15 protein-coding genes are annotated in these 13,765 nt (G+C 69.5%); 3 read left to right on the forward strand and 12 right to left on the reverse strand.

The window, feature by feature from the left end:
- Positions 1–18: 18 nt before the first annotated feature.
- Positions 19–828, reverse strand: a complete 810-nt coding sequence (locus AB0D66_RS22105; protein ID WP_362306001.1) for a class I SAM-dependent methyltransferase — start codon at positions 826–828, stop codon at positions 19–21.
- 261 nt (positions 829–1,089) lie between these two features.
- Here AB0D66_RS22105 and AB0D66_RS22110 point away from each other — a divergent pair, with 261 nt between their 5' ends.
- The 3 genes from AB0D66_RS22110 to AB0D66_RS22120 all read left to right on the forward strand — a co-directional run bounded on the left by AB0D66_RS22110 (position 1,090) and on the right by AB0D66_RS22120 (position 2,527).
- The gene (locus tag AB0D66_RS22110; protein ID WP_362306004.1) at positions 1,090–1,446 is read left to right on the forward strand and encodes a helix-turn-helix domain-containing protein; all 357 of its coding nucleotides are present in this window, start codon (positions 1,090–1,092) and stop codon (positions 1,444–1,446) included.
- Positions 1,447–1,552: 106 nt separating this feature from the next.
- Positions 1,553–2,008 (forward strand): hypothetical protein, encoded by a 456-nt coding sequence (locus AB0D66_RS22115; RefSeq protein WP_362306007.1) that lies wholly within the window; start codon positions 1,553–1,555, stop codon positions 2,006–2,008.
- A 342-nt stretch (positions 2,009–2,350) separates the two neighbouring features.
- Positions 2,351–2,527: a hypothetical protein gene (locus AB0D66_RS22120; RefSeq protein ID WP_362306010.1), complete on the forward strand. Its 177-nt coding sequence runs from the start codon at positions 2,351–2,353 to the stop codon at positions 2,525–2,527.
- Between the two features lie 744 nt (positions 2,528–3,271).
- On the opposite strand, the gene AB0D66_RS22125 is transcribed toward AB0D66_RS22120, so the two are convergent.
- The 11 genes from AB0D66_RS22125 to AB0D66_RS22175 form a co-directional block, all read right to left on the reverse strand.
- Complete coding sequence (locus AB0D66_RS22125) at positions 3,272–6,895, reverse strand: LysM peptidoglycan-binding domain-containing protein (RefSeq protein ID WP_362306013.1); 3,624 nt, start codon at positions 6,893–6,895, stop codon at positions 3,272–3,274.
- Between the two features lie 5 nt (positions 6,896–6,900).
- Positions 6,901–7,329, reverse strand: coding sequence for a pilus assembly protein TadG-related protein (locus tag AB0D66_RS22130; protein ID WP_362306016.1), 429 nt, complete (start codon positions 7,327–7,329; stop codon positions 6,901–6,903).
- Positions 7,330–7,342: 13 nt separating this feature from the next.
- A complete protein-coding gene (locus AB0D66_RS22135; RefSeq protein WP_362306020.1) occupies positions 7,343–7,792 on the reverse strand; it encodes a TadE/TadG family type IV pilus assembly protein in 450 nt (149 codons plus the stop codon).
- Positions 7,789–8,136 carry a TadE/TadG family type IV pilus assembly protein gene (locus AB0D66_RS22140; RefSeq protein ID WP_362306023.1) on the reverse strand — a complete coding sequence of 116 codons (348 nt, stop codon included), beginning with the start codon at positions 8,134–8,136 and terminating at the stop codon, positions 7,789–7,791. Before AB0D66_RS22140 ends, AB0D66_RS22135 begins: the two co-directional genes overlap by 4 nt.
- A 71-nt stretch (positions 8,137–8,207) precedes the next feature.
- Positions 8,208–8,405 carry a hypothetical protein gene (locus AB0D66_RS22145; protein WP_362306026.1) on the reverse strand — a complete coding sequence of 66 codons (198 nt, stop codon included), beginning with the start codon at positions 8,403–8,405 and terminating at the stop codon, positions 8,208–8,210.
- 27 nt (positions 8,406–8,432) lie between these two features.
- Complete coding sequence (locus tag AB0D66_RS22150) at positions 8,433–9,332, reverse strand: type II secretion system F family protein (RefSeq protein ID WP_362306029.1); 900 nt, start codon at positions 9,330–9,332, stop codon at positions 8,433–8,435.
- Entirely contained in the window at positions 9,332–10,264 is a 933-nt protein-coding gene (locus AB0D66_RS22155) for a type II secretion system F family protein (protein WP_362306032.1), read from the reverse strand. The genes AB0D66_RS22150 and AB0D66_RS22155 overlap by 1 nt, the downstream gene beginning before the upstream one ends.
- Entirely contained in the window at positions 10,261–11,829 is a 1,569-nt protein-coding gene (locus AB0D66_RS22160; RefSeq protein ID WP_362306035.1) for a CpaF/VirB11 family protein, read from the reverse strand. Before AB0D66_RS22160 ends, AB0D66_RS22155 begins: the two co-directional genes overlap by 4 nt.
- Positions 11,826–12,650 (reverse strand): hypothetical protein, encoded by an 825-nt coding sequence (locus tag AB0D66_RS22165; protein WP_362306038.1) that lies wholly within the window; start codon positions 12,648–12,650, stop codon positions 11,826–11,828. The genes AB0D66_RS22160 and AB0D66_RS22165 overlap by 4 nt, the downstream gene beginning before the upstream one ends.
- Positions 12,650–13,342, reverse strand: a complete 693-nt coding sequence (locus AB0D66_RS22170) for an SAF domain-containing protein (RefSeq protein WP_362306041.1) — start codon at positions 13,340–13,342, stop codon at positions 12,650–12,652. The genes AB0D66_RS22165 and AB0D66_RS22170 overlap by 1 nt, the downstream gene beginning before the upstream one ends.
- Positions 13,343–13,361: 19 nt before the next feature.
- A complete protein-coding gene (locus AB0D66_RS22175; RefSeq protein ID WP_362306044.1) occupies positions 13,362–13,670 on the reverse strand; it encodes a hypothetical protein in 309 nt (102 codons plus the stop codon).
- Between the last annotated feature and the right edge of the window lie 95 nt (positions 13,671–13,765).

A 13,765-nucleotide genomic window follows, 5' to 3' on the forward strand; every position in this document is an offset into this window, starting at 1 on the left:
GGCGACACCCTAGACCGGTCAGGTTCGGGTGATGGCAAGAACGTGGGCAGAGGCGTCGGTGAGCGCAGGGTGTGGTTCCGCGAGGCGCGCCGCAGCGAGCGCGGCGTCGTACATCGCTGTGCCCAAGAGGTTGGTGTCGGTGTACTTCTCGATGGCCTTGACCGCGACCCAGCCGGGTCCTTCGATTCCGTAGAGCGTGGGGTCGGTGAGTCCGGCCTCCGTCACCTCGGCGCGGAGCTCGGTGGAGGTCTGGAAGTAGGCGACGGTAAAGCCGCGCTGTCCGGCGTAGCGGCCCTGGTCGAGGTTGTCGCGTACACCGTCCTGGATGGCGGGCTCGGTGATGCCGGTGGTGGCGATGTAGTCCAGGAGGGGCGAGTAGCGGGAGATTGCGGCGGCGGCGATGAGACCGCCGGGCCGGGCCACGCGGGCCGCCTCGGTCAGCGCGGACAGCCGGTCAGTCTTGTCGTGGAGGTGGTAGAGAGGGCCGAGGAGCAGCACGACGTCGTACGTGCTGGCTGCGGCGGTGAGGTGGCGGGCATCGCCCAGCTCGGCCGTCACGCCGTCAAGGGCGGCGGCCTGGCTGACGTGCTTGGGCACGGGGTCCACAAGGTGCACGGTGTAGCCGTCCTCGGCGAGCCACCGGGCGTGGGTTCCTGGCCCTCCGCCGACATCAAGCACGCGAGCCGGCGCAGGCGGGAGGTGGCGGCGTAACTCGCGCGTGCGCGCCAGCTCCAGGGTGCCAGTGGCGGTGGAGTTCAGTCGTGAGGCTTCGTCGGACCGGGTGTAGAAGTCGGTGATCTCCGGGCGTACGCCGGGGGTGCTCGTCATGGGGGACTCCACGTCGTGAGGGACTGGTGGTGTCCGGCAAAGTAGGGGACGTGACGAAGTGATCACCGTGAATTTCCGAGGCCGGCGAAAGCGCCGGAGGGGCCCAACGGCGGGCAGAGAGCCCGTTGTTGGGCGGGCGCCCTCCCAGAAGCCGTGTGCTCAGCCTCGTGGGAGGGCGATCTCAGACCCCCACGGCAACAGGCTAGATTGTGCTGAATGCAATCTAGTTGCGTTCAGCGCAATTTTTGATAGGCTCGGGCCATGCCGAAGAGCACATTGGAGACAATGCGCGAATCCGTTGACGCCCTGCTCGCCCTCACCGGGCTGCAGCGGCAGCAGCTCGCGCGGGCGATCGATCTGCCGAAGTACGCCGTGAGTCGGCGCCAGTCGGGGGGTTCGCCGTGGAGTTTCGACGAAGCAGACGCGATCGCCCGCACCTTTGGCATCTCCACCCTCAGCCTCCTGGCCGGTCCCAAGGAAGCCTGCGACGCTTACGCCAGCCATCGGGGGCGCACCATTCTGGAGCTCGTATCGACCCGTAGGAAGCCCACCGCCGCCACCGAAGCCGCCCAGGTCACTACACCGGCAGCACCTGTCCCACCAGCGCCTGGCGGCTGAAGCCGGGAATGACGCAGACGTCAAGCAAGTCACGGAGCCGTCCCGCTGCGTCCGGCACAGCCTTAGCGATCAACCCGACCTTCCCCCTGTTCGAACGGAGCTTTTCGTGCCCCTCGTCACCGGCGTTGACCTTCCCGACTTCATGACAGCCGCCGCCGTCCACCACGGCACTCTCCCGTGTCCCGAAGACGGGCCCATCGAGCGCGAGTTGGTCGCCCGCGCCCTGGCCATCCTCACCGGCAACAGCGTGCCGCTCGCCGCCTTTACCGCCCTCGGGCAATGTCTCACCGAAGGCGCCCGCGTCGGCGCACAGACCCTCACCCGCCCCGACCGCGTGAACGTGATTTTGGATCTGACGGTCTCGCACATCGACGGGGCGCTCAACCCGCGCAACCACCCCGGGTATCCCGCGCTGCGTGCCGCCCGTGTCGCAGAGGCCGACCGCTGGGCGAACCTCTTCCGCGCCGAGGGGTGGCAGGTGACCCCCGTCCACCACCTCGCCCCGGAGCGCCTCGGCTTCGTCCTCACCCCGCCCGCGACCGCCAGTACCGCCGCTCCCTAACCCAGCGCCATCTGCCCCTGTTCAAACCCGCGTACGTCGCTCGGCACCCCCGGGCGCTGCGCGCTGAATGGTCGGCGCACTGACACTGTCGCCCCTCAGGCTGTCGGCAGTTCCGGGCTGGTCGGCGGGGAGAATGCGCGAATGATCTACGCGAATCACCGCGCCAAGGCGCGCCTGCGCTGGGGGCGTTGCCCGGCCAGGAGGGTCCGGGTCCATTCGGCCGCTGGCCCTTGCCCGGCGAGATGGACGAGACCGACAGCGACACTGATGCCGGCAGCCCCGGCGAGGCGGCCGTCACCGCCGTGGCCCCGTCTCCCAGGGACGGGAGCGGGCGGTGAGGCTATGGCGCAGGCCGAGCTGAGAACCCAGACCCTTGTGTATCCGTCCTGCATAGCGGGACCGGCCCACGGTCAGGACGGCACCATCGCCGCGGCAGGGGATCACCTCACGGTGACGTGGCACCGCCTGTCCTGCCCGCATTACGCGGCCGACCGCGATCTGGCGGGGGAAAAGGACTGAAGCCGTCTCCTGCCCGCCTGAGCGCCGAGGCGCAGGGGTGCGGATGGGCGGGCTGCCCCAGTGCAGGCTGCCGTCGGTCTAGTTACGGTCGGCGGACCGGAGGTGATTGCAGGGCGGCCGGCCCGGCGCGCAGTGTCGCGCGGGCCGTGACCTGCGGTGGGGTCCGTTAGGGGATGGCATGACGGCAGTGCCAGGCACCCCGGCCGGCGCCGGGCCGGGCGATCCTGCCGGACGGGCCGGTCTTGGTTGGGCCACGGCCGGTCCGGCGGGCATCGACTCCCGCACCCGAGAGACGATCGAGTTCATCGTGCAGGCGGTTCGTGACGGCGACGACGCAGCCATCCACGTCTTGCTGGCCTACCTGGCAGCCGGCACGGACACTCTGCTTTATCTGCGCCAGTGGCTCTGTCCACCGCCACGCTGCAGCCGCGCAAGGACGGATAGCGGGCTATCACCGTTGCGCTGCCCAGCAAGAGCACGCATTCGAGTAGTGAGCGCGGCTGTGTACCGACCGCACGCGCTGCCAGGGAACCGCCCCCACGAAGCCCCCCAACAGGAGCTCCCTCACGGGGTCTTCGAGCAAAGAACCTGGACGGTACGAAGCGCCCACCTCGTCCAAGGCCGAAAGATCGGAAGGTCCCCACAACTGATGGCTACACACCGTAGCTATTGCTCATAATCGCCCGGTCTGCTCGGACAGTGCTCATGATCAGCCGACACTGCTCACGCAACTGCAGATCCTGATCAGGCTGACGCGATGCGGTTCGCGTCCATCAGTGCGTTGATCAAGGAAACCGTCTCGGGCGCGGAATCGTACCCACTTTCGACCGCGATGCGTGACAGCTGATGGGCTGTGCGTTCCAGTCCCTGGCGGTCGCCGGTCTCGCCGTAGATGGTGAACAGGTCGCGGTAGAGCAGCTCGCTCATCTGGTCGCAGGTCAAGCCGCGGGAAGCGGCCGCGAGTGCGGCACGGTAGTCGCGCGCGGCCAGACGCCGGGTGGCGAGCTCGTGCGCGACGTCCACAGTCGCCGAGATCATCTCCTGGATGTCGTACTCGGCCCAGGCGAACTTGGACTGATCGATGTCGCTGAAGGGCCGACCACGTACCAACGCCAGGGCACAGGCCAGGGCCGTGTCCGCGTCGGTGCCGGTCCGGTGCATTCCGTCCTGGTAGTACTCCTGGAACCGCTGCCAGTCCGTGCTGACATCGTCGTTGAAGGTGTACACGCCCTCGCTGATCGGCGGCAGGTAGGCGCCCTGCGGGTCGTCGGCCGCCAGCAGGGGGTCGCGGCCGAGCCATGCCCTGAGCTTGGAGATGTTGGTGTTGCGGGTGTCGGCGCGCACGCGCTGGCCGGGCCAGATGGCCTCGTCGAGCTCGTGGCGGGACTTGCCCGGGTGCAGGGCCAGCCATGCGGCGATCTCGGTGAGTCCGTTGCGCCGGTTGCTCTCGACCTTGCCGAGCGTGCTGATCACGTCTACGGGGCCCAGGACGCGGATCTGCGGGGCGGACGGAGGCTCGGGTGCGGTGTTCAGGGCGGCCAGGACACTGGAGGTGACCGCGGTGACCCGGGCGGCCGCACGTACCTGAGCTGTGGCCTCGGGGGCGGCCTCCGTGGTCACCTGCCGGCCGAGCGCGGCGGGAGACAGCCCGGACTCCGCCTCATCGGGCTGTCCGGCGGCTGTGTCGTCCGGATCTGTCGCCCCGCCCTGCTCACCCGGCTCAACCGTCACCTCAGCAGGCGGCAGATCCTCCCGTTCGGCGAGGACCTCTTGGAGCGTCTCGTCGAAGAGGCCCTTGGACAGCGGTTGTACGCCCGACTCGGCCTCGTAGACATCGGGCTCCTCCCCGGCAGCGTCCTCCGCATGGCTGCTGGTCCCTGCCCCGGCAACGGACGGGGCCAAGGGGAACAAGCTGGGTATTGCGGCGGCGAGAGAGGAGCTGAGAGGACTCACCGAGACCTGCATCACCGAAGCTGCCAGTGCCGAGTCCGACTGCTGCTCGCCGCCACCCGCGGGGACGTCTGCCTCGGAGGCCGCGCCTTGCTCGGCGTCCTGAGCCAGCGCCGAGTCGCCCTGCACGGCGAGTGGGCTCGGGCGGTTCGGAGCGCCGGCGCCCTCGGGCGAGTGCGTCCAGGCCGGCGCGGGTACATCGTCGGTACGGTCGGCCGTGGCCAGCAGCTCGATCAGCGGGAGGTACGCCTCTGCTTCCAGGCGCTGCAAGGTGACCGCGAGGTCTAGGCCCGGAAGCTGTACCGGACCGCCGGGCGTCGCGGGGAGCGTCCATGCTCCGGGGACCGTCAGCCGGTCAACGGCTCCGGTGACCAGAGCGGTGGCGGTCCTGGGGCGGGAGGCGAACAAGTCGTTCAGATCGTCGGCTTCCTCGAGCGCGGGTTCAAGCGGCGAGATCACGCCCTTGGGAACCCAGGTGTCGCCGCCGCCGTCGGCCAGGCGGGCGTCGTCGAGGCTGTCGAAGTCGCCTGCGGCCAACGCACCCCGCTGCATTGCATCGTGCGCGCGCAGCTCGGGCAGCGCCCGTGCCATGTCCTCTTGGTGCTCGACCCGGATGGGGAAGACGTCGGGGAGTTCCGCGCCGAGGCCGGCCAGGACCACCGTGGTGTCGTCCGACAGCGCGGAGGAGGCCAGCTCGACGGCCATGCCGAGCATGACGGCGCGGACGTCCGCCGCGGTGCCGCTCAGGCGCAGCGCCCCGATGGACTCCAGGTTGACCAGGACCGGTTCACCTTCTTCGGTCTCTCCGAGGCTGACCAGCGCCGGGTAGGGGGGCGTGATGTCCCGGGCCTTGTCGTCATCCAGGAGCTGGGTGGGGCGCGTCGGGCACCACCAGCGCTCCGGGTTCTCGTCCATCTCACTGAACGGAGCGACCTGCGGGGTCGGGGCCGCCAGGTGCACCTCCAGCCCGCGGGCGGTGATCCGGATGGCATCCAGCTGGGGGAGCGGCTGGCCGGTCTTGACGCAGTTCGCCGCGAGGGTGCGCAGGGCGCGGTCTACCAGCTGGATGCCCGACATGTCGGAGGCGACCCTCAGATCGCTTTCGAACTGGGCGGCCTGGCCCGCGGGAATGGGGATGCGGCGGCGCGGGCGGCGCCGCCGCTGCTGGAGCGCGCGGCGCCCGGCGATGACGGAGAGGACCCCGGCGGCCAGAATGCTGCCGGCCGCGGCGACGGTGCGCAGCGTGTCCTGGTCTCCGGCGTCGGAGGCAGGCGCCTGCGCGGTGGGGACGGCGGTCGGTGCCTGCTCGGCCGGCGCGGGTGCCTGGGTGGTGGGTGCCGCCGGGGTCTGCGCCGAGCTCGGCTGCTGCGGGGCCGGTGTGACCGGCGACGGTGCGGTCTGCTCCGGTCCCTGGGTGGGCGTCGGGGCCGGAGGTGTCGCCTTCTCGGGAGCGGGAGCGGCCCGGTCGGGCGCCGTCGGTTCGGTGGCCGGGGTATCTGCCTCGTGCGGGCTGGTGGTGGGTACCTTCAGCTGCCATCCGGGGTGGATGTCGTCGGGGTCGGTGAAGGTCCGGCCGTCTGCCTGCTTGTCGCCCAGGTTCATCTCAGCGATCTCCGGATAGTCGTCGGCGTCACCGACGACGTCCTTGGCGATGGAAGACAGCGTCTCGCCCGGCTTGACGGTGTGGGTGCTGGTCTGTGCTGAAGTGCTGCCCGCATTCTGGGCCTTGAGCCCGCTCCCCGCCGAATCCGCCGGCACGGCGTCGGAGGGCATCCGCAGAATCCAGCCAGGCTGCAGGTTGGTGGTGTCCGGGGTGATCAAGGTGCCATCCGCCTGGGGGACATCCTTGTTGACGTCGATGATGCGGTGCCACTCGATCCCGCCGCCGAGCTGCTTCTCGGCGATGTCCCACAGGGTGTCGCCGGCCACGACGCGGTGCACGGGCCCGTCGTAGGCGCTGGTGGTCGATGCGGTCGCAGTCTGCGTGGCCGTGGAGGTCTGAGGGACGGCCGAGGCGACCGCGGCTACGGGCGCGGCGCTCGCGGGTGAGGCGAACGCGGTGCCCGTGGGCAGGAGAATGAGGATGCCGCCGACGAGGGCACCGGCGAGTTGCTGGGAGCCGCCGAGGAGCCGGATGCGCGGCGCGCTGCGGTGCCGCAGGGCCGCCCCGGTCTCCAGGAGCACGGAGATGACGAAGGTTATGTACCCGTACCAGCCGATCAGGGTGATCGCCCCGAGGAACAGGGCCCCGCTGTCAGGGCTGGTCAGGGCCGTTCCGATTTCGTCCAGGCTCGGCAGGTGGTCAGGCAGGACTCCGACGGTGAGCAGCGCGTACGGCACGCCGGCCAGGAGAACAGCGAGAGCGACGAGCGCGAGGAGCGCGCGCAGGATCGTGGCGGTGGTGCTTCTCTTGTTCATCGCTGCTACCCCCGGTAGACCAGGCTCGCGCGGCCCTGGCCGGTGACGGACCAGCTGCCGCTTCCAAGGAAGACGGGCTGGTAGTGCTCGGTGACGGTGACCTCCAGCGAGCCCCCGCCCTCGCTGACGCTGACCGATCCGCTGACCCCCGCGTTGCTCAGGTACGAACGCGCGGCGGCAACAGCGGCATTGCGGTCCACACTCACCCCGCCGCCGGAGATGACCTTCCCGGCGTCGACAGCCTGCCCGCCGGCCCTGGCCGCCTCATGCGCCACGCCCTCAGCGTGGGTTCGGGCACGCAGCTTGCCGCCACCGTCGACCACGAGTGCGGCGACGGCCAACAAGGCCACGATGGTGACGAGGACGAACAGGCTCATCGAGCCGCGGTCACTCGACAGGGCGCGGCGTACGCGTTCGGCGAGGGCGGGATTCATGCGTTCTTCCTGGTCAGCCGCGCTGGCGGTACGAATCGATTGACGACGTGAACGAACTGGTCATGGTCTTGGATCCAGGCAGCCCAGGCAACGCGATATCGGACAGATTTACGACGCAGGTCACCGTCGCGGTGGTGGACGCGGGTTCACCGATGCGTGCTGCGAATCCGCCCGTGGTGATGGACACCGACGTGCTCGTGCACTGCAGCCCCTGCTGGCTCAGCACACTGCGGGCCGTCTCCTGGCCAGCGCTGCTCGCCGACCCGCCATTGCGTTCCAGGGACGCGGCCCTTGCGGCGTTGCGCGCGGCGGAGTCGACCGCGTTGTGGGAAGAGGTGACGCGGCCGAAGGCCACGACAAGTAGCAGCACCATGATCAGCACGGGGAAGAGCACCATCGCCTCGAGCGACAGCGCCCCGCGATCGCACGAGGTGTCCCGCAGCCGGTGCACGAGGGTCTTCATCGTGCCACCGTGACGCGCTCGGCCGCGGCATCCGCGTGCTGGTCGATCTTGAGGCGGAGTCCGGGAACCATGGTGTCGACGTAGCCGGTCACCCGGATCCGCACGGTCGCCCCCTTGCTGCCGCTCACGGACGTACCGGAGATGCTGCCGCCCGCCCTGGACAGGAAGTCCCGGGCTTCCGCGGTGCCGGTGCCGATCGAAGCACCGCGGACCCGCGAGGACTCGACACCCAGCTGCGCCGCCGACATCGCGACGTTGCGGGCATGCCACCACAGCCCGACGTGCACGACGAGGAGGATGATCAGCAGTACGACAGGGAAGACGATGAGCATTTCAAGGCTCATCCCTCCGCGGTCCCGCGCGTCGCGCTCGGCGAGCGCGCGGGACCAGCGTCGGACTGCCCTGCGGGGCCAGGTCACTTGATCTCTTTCGCCTTCTCGTTGACCTTGGTGAGGATCACGCCGGCGGCTATGGCCGCGACGACGACGAGACCGGCGACGATCACCATCGTCTCGATGGAGATCGCTCCACGGTCTTCGCGGACCTGCCGCAGCTTCTCCAGGCGGGCCCCGAAGTAGACCTTGAAGAAGTCCCACTGGGTGTCTTTGTGCATGACGGATTTCCTTTTCGTGTAGGGGAGTTAGCTGGCCATGATCCGCGAGAGCGCGGGATAGCCGATGTAGACGGTCATGATCAGGACGAGCATCGCCACGGGCATGACCATCTTTTCGCTGGCCGTGTTGGCCTGCGCCTTTGCCGCGGTGACGAGTGCTCCGGACAGGGAGCGCGCCTGGGCGCCGAGGGTGTCCCCTACGGCCGCGCCCTCCTCACCGGCGATGGCGATGATGTCGGCGGGAGCGCCGAGCTCGGGGACGTCGAGTTCGACCGAGAGCCGCTTGAGGCCCTCCCAGGGGCTGATGCCCTCGAGCTCGGCGCGGGTGATCGTGTCCCGAATCCTTGCGAACACCCAGCCGTCGCCCACCTCTGCCGCCTTCTTCAGCGCCTGGGTGGGTGCCGCGTCCGCCGCTCGCTCCAGCTGGACCAGGCGCAAGTACGCCTTGATGGCGTGGCGGAAGTCCTCGCGCGCCTCGGTGGCCTGCTGCTTGAGCTGCAGGTCCGGGAGCAGCCAGAACACCACGGCCAGGGCGAGGCCGGCGATCGAGGGAATCGCGAAGGGGATCGGGAAGCCGGCGATGCTGGCCAGGCTCACGCCCAGGACGGGCAGGAGCAGTCCGTAGAGCGCGAGACCGATTTTGCGGCCCAGGTGGGCTGCTGGTGAACGGCCGACGAGTTCCAGCTGCTGGCGGGGCAGACGGAGCGTGCCCTCGCCGGCGGCCCGCAGCAGAGCGGCCCCGGCCTTCTCCATCAGCGAGTCGGGGTTGCCGGTGTGGCGGTTGCGTTCGAGGTTCTCCAGGCGGCTGGCGTCCATGCGAGTCAGGACGTCTTTGAGGTCGGGCCGGCCGGGCATGATGCCGCGGGCGGCGATCACCAGGCCGAGGCCGGCGATGGCGCCGCCGACCACGGCGTACGGGGAGAGCATCACGAGGACTCCTCCAGGCTGAGGCCGCCGCCAGAGCGGTCGGCAGCGGAGAGGAACCGGGGCGCGGGCTCGATGACGGCCATCTTCCGCATCCAGATCTTCACCAGGACGAAGCCGACGCCGACGCCGACAAGGACGACCTGACCCATGACGGTGTTGTACGGCTCAACGTATCCGCCCGAGAGCATCGTCATTGCGAAGATGCTGAGGCAGAAAATGGTCACCCACCTGTCGTTGGTACGGGGCTTCTGCCGGTCGGCCTCCACCTCGCGGCGCATGAGCACCTCGTGGCTGAGGGCTTCGGCGAGTTCCCGCATGGCGCGGCTCAGGCCGGCGCCGCGGTCCTCGACGTGGAGGATGAGCAGGGCGACGACCTCGTCGACGGTGGCGTCATTGAGGTCATCGGCGAAGGCACGGTAGGCGTCCAGGGGAAGCCAGCCTGCCGTCAGGCGCGACACCAGCAGGGTGACGTCATCCTTGATCGACTTGGGGACCGTTTCCAGGCTGCGCTGGACGGACGCCTCCAGGCTGACACCGACAGTGTGGATGTCCGACATGCGCCGCACCCACTCCTCGACCCCCTCCAGCTTCGCGATCTGGCCCTTGCCGGATCCGCTCGTGTTGAGCAGCCAGGGCAGGCCGACGACGACACCGACGGTGATCAAGCCGCCCATCGGCCAGCCCGTGAACAGCCACACGCCCAGGCCGACGAGGACGGCCGCGCCCAGACGGGAACTGCCCTGCGCCCACCAGGCGGACTTGGACCGGGGGTCCCTGCCGAAGAAGGCGCGGAGCTTCTGCTCGGTACGGCTGCGGCGCCGCACCGTCGTGGAAGAAGCCCACCCAATGCCGCCGGCGACGGCGAGCGCGAGCCCACCAGTGGCGGCGAGGCCGGCGAGAGCGGCCAGCAGGGACTGCAAGTTGAGCGTCATAGCGGCATCACCGTGTTCAGCGGTGCGCCCCAGGTACCCCAGCGGTTGTGCAGGATCCTGCGGTCAAGGCCGGCGCGGACCATGTCTTCCAGACGACCCGGGGAAATGTTGCCGTGCGGAACCGCGCGGGCCTCCCGTCGACCGTCCTCGTCACGGGGAGCGAAAACCATCTGGTGGCTGGGGCGTCCGCCCTCACCGATGCCGGTGATCTCCATGACGTGGCTGACAAATCTGTGCTTTCGCCCGCTCTTTCCGTCCGGGCCGACGACCTCGGTCTCGTCGACCAGCCGGACGTACACGACGAGGTTGATGGCCTGCGCGATGAGCCGGTAGGCCAGGGCCTCGGTCATGCCGATGCCGGCCTCCAGGCAGAGGGTGGCCAGACGTTCGATGGACAGCTGCGGGCTGCGGGCGTGCAGCGTCGCCATGCTGCCGCCTTCACCTTCGTTCATGCTGTGAAGCATCGGCACGACTTCCTTGGAGCGGACCTCGCCGACCAGGACGCGGCGCAGCGACATACGCAGCAGCTGCGGGAACAGGTCAGACAGCGTCAGCTCGCCCTGGAGTTTACCGTCGGGGCCGCGCTCGCCGTTGGACTCGCGTCCCTCGTAGGCGACGACCTCCGGCCCTTCGGGGTCCTCGTGGAGGTAGAGCTCGTACTCGCTTTCCAGCGTGCCGACGCGCTCGGTGCGGGGGATCTCCCGGGCCATGGCGCGCAGCAGTGACGTTTTACCGACGCCCTGGGACCCGACGACGACGATGTTCTGGCGGGCCTTGACGGCGGCGCGCAGGAAATGGGCGAGGGTGGTGTCCATGGTGCCCCAGCGCACGAGGTCCTCGAGGCTCTGTCCGCGCGTGCGGTGGCGGCGGATGACGACCTGCGGGCTGGGCGTGACCCAGGCGGAGGCCGCCAGGCGGGAGCCGTCGGCCATCCTCATGTTCAGGTTCGGGGTGGCCGGGGTCAGCGCCCTCTCGCCCTGACCCTGCATGCGGCTGATGTGGTTGATCAGCGCGATGAGGTCTTTGTCGCTGGCCGCGACGGGATCCCACTTCCGGGAGGGGCGGTCGGCGTAGTCGACCCGCACCTGGCTCCCGTTGATGATGATGTTCTCGACATTGGGGTCGTCCAGCAGAGGCTGCAGCCGGCCCGCCCTGAACAGCTCGTCGAACACAGCCTTCTTGAGCTGAGCCTCCTGGGCAGAGGACAGCGGGGTGGCCGTGGCGGCGTACTTCGTCGCCCACTGGGAGACGACCTCGTTGATGATCGACTGACCGCGCTGACGCCGGTCCTGGTCGCTCATCCCGGCCTCGGCCGCTGCGGCCTCGCCGATCCGGACACTGGCCCGCCCGCGCAGCTCAGTGATCACCTCGTGCCCGACGGGCAGGGTGCCGGGCGTGGATCCGTCGGCGGCCGACGCCGAGGGCACCGGAAGGCCGGTGGCCGTGACGGCCTGACTGGGCACGGCCGTGAGTTTCGGCGCCGGCGCGGGTGTCTTGTTCAGCGCCTGGACGAACAGGTGCTCAAGGTTGGGAATCCCCGGGGACTCCGGGCGGGTGTCGGTCATGAGGCCCTCCCCGCCACCGCGGGCATTGCGACCGGCCGCAGCTGGATCCTGCGCCGGGTCACGAGTTCGTTGATGGGGCCGTCGAGCGCCGTCCGGGCCGAGCGCATCAGCGCCTTCGGTGTCCGCTTGAAGTTGCCGTGGGTAAGGACATCGGCGGTGTCGGGGTCCCAGGCGAGCATGCCGATGACCGGAGTCTGCAGCTCCTGCTGCACGTTGCTGGAGGAGAAGGACCCCTCCTCGATGAGGAGCAGGCCGAGGGCGTCGGCCCCGGTGCCGTTGTGGGACAACTCCTCGCGCAAGATCCGCACGGCAGGCGCGGCGGACGTGATCGACGCCTGCGTGGTGCGAACGACGAGCAGGACGGCGTCGGCCCGGCGAAGCAGCGGCGTCGGGTAGGCGGTCGTGCTCAGCCGGGTCTCGGACTCGGGCACGATCCGTCCGGCGTCGATGATCACGTCGTAGCCGGACTGGTCCATGACGCCCAGAAGCGTGGCGATCTGGTCCCAGGTCCGCGCCAGTGACGGAGCCTGCGAGGGGTCGGTCAGGCCCGGCAGCAGCATCCGGTTGCCGGTGAGGTCCCGGTCCAGGCTGACGAAGTGCTGGGCGAACTCACGGGCCAGCGTGTCCTGCCGGTCGGCGGCCGCCAGCCGGTGCATGCCGACGGCTGCGCTTCCCTCACCGCTCAGGTAACCGGTGCGGATGGTTCCACCAGCCGGATCGGCCTCGACGAGCAGCGACGGCCGAGGAGAGGCCAGGGCGAGAGCGAGCGCAGAGCAAGTGACGCCGCTCGACTTCCCCGAGACCAGCGCGATGACGGCCATCAGTTCTTCGCCTTCAAGACTATGGCCACGCTGCCCCGCGCCGCCCAGGTTGCCAGCGGCGCGCTGTCGGTTCCGGCAACGGCCACATCTACGACCTGCGCACCGTTCGCGTCCGGCGCGGAGACACCCACGACCACGGCGTTGATGCTGTCGGGCGTCGCCTTCTGCCCGTTCTTCGTCGGGTCCGCGTTCTCCTGCGGGGTGTTGACCACGATGACGGCATCGCCGGTGCGCAGCGCGCGGGCAGGCAACTGCCCGGGCTTGGCGAGGATGCCTACCGTGTCCCGGCCCTTGGCCACGTTGACGCCTTCGCTGACCGACGCGTCGGTGACCAGCGTGCCCTTGGCCAGGTCGAATGCGGCGGCCTTGCCGACGATGTCCTTGCTGCGGGTGACGGGCACGGGCCTTAGTGCCGGGTCGGGCGCGACTTCGGCGGCTATCAGGTCGGAGGCATTGACGACCTCTCCGGCCTTGACGTCATGTGCCACCGCGATGACCGCGACGCGGTTGCCCGCCTCGTTCACCTGCCAGACGGCTACCAGGGCGCCGACCGCGGCGAGCGCGAGGCCGGCTCCGACCACGACGGGGCGTCGTCGCCGGCGGGGCGCTTCCTGTGTGATCGGCAGAGGGCCAGCCGGTGCTTCCGGCCGCTCGGGCCCTGCTGATTTCCTGGATGTGGTCATCGTCGCCATCGTCTGCGTGGTCCTCGTGCTAGTTGACGACCTGCAGCTCGCCGATGCGAACCGTGGTCGAAGAGGTGCGGGTGGTGTCCGGGATCGAGCCGGTCTCGCCGGAATTGGCGACCCAGTCCACGACCCATGTGCTCGTGGCCGTGATCGTGTGGTTGCCGACCTTGGTGTACCGGTGGCCGCAGTCGGGGGAGTCGGCCTTTCCGAGGCTCTGCTGGTAGGGCGTTCCCGGCTTGGTGCAGGTGATGGTCGTGCCGCCGCCCATCGACCAGTTGATGCGTGTCACCTTCGCGGTCACCGTGACCGACAAGCCGCCGGCAGCAGCAGTCATGGACTGTGGACCCCATGTCTGCGGAGACTGCTCGGTCCACAACCAAACGGGCATACCCACAAGGCCTTCTGCCCCGGATGGGGGAGCAGATCCGA

The sequence above is a fragment of the Streptomyces sp. NPDC048270 genome, from assembly GCF_040652335.1.
Lineage (GTDB): Bacteria > Actinomycetota > Actinomycetes > Streptomycetales > Streptomycetaceae > Streptomyces.